Origin of the sequence: Streptomyces sp. WAC06614 (assembly GCF_003949795.1) — a bacterium.
GTDB lineage: Bacteria > Actinomycetota > Actinomycetes > Streptomycetales > Streptomycetaceae > Streptomyces.
Window position 1 is genome coordinate 1 of the sequence record NZ_RPRY01000780.1, and the last position, 651, is coordinate 651.

Sequence of the window (651 nt, forward strand, 5' to 3'; positions counted from 1 at the left end):
CCCTGACCGGCGACGACACCGCCTGCGTGATGTTCACCTCCGGCTCCACCGGACGCCCCAAGGGCATCCTGTCCACCCACCGCAACCTCGTCTCCACCGTCACCGCGCAGACCTACGCCGCCTTCGGCCCCGGCGAAGTCTTCCTCCAGTGCTCCCCCGTCTCCTGGGACGCCTTCAGCCTCGAATTCTGGGGCGCCCTCCTCCACGGCGGCACCACCGTCCTCCAACCCGGACAACGACCCGAACCGGCGGTCATCTCCACCCTCGCCCAGCAGCACCGGGTGACGATGCTCCAGCTCTCCTCCAGCCTCTTCAACTACCTCACCGACGAACACCCCGAGACCTTCGCCACGACCCGCATCGTCTACACCGGCGGCGAGCCGGCCTCCCCCACCCACATCGCCCGCCTCCACGCGCTCCACCCGCACCTCACCGTCACCAACGGCTACGGCCCCGCCGAATCGATGGGCTTCACCACCACCCACACCGTCGACCCCACGGCCACGCCGGGCGCCACCGTCTCGATCGGCCGGCCCCTCACCAACAAGTACGCCTACGTCCTCGACGACCACCTGCGCCCCGTACCCCCCGGTGTCACCGGCGAGCTCTACCTCACCGGCGACGGCCTCGCCCACGGCTACCTCGCCCAAC

The 651-nt window shown here is 70.2% G+C and carries 1 protein-coding gene; it reads left to right on the top strand.

Going from position 1 to position 651, the window contains the following annotated elements; genetic code table 11:
• The coding region (locus EF918_RS36465) for an AMP-binding protein (protein WP_148141388.1) at positions 1-651 on the top strand (651 nt) is incomplete at both ends.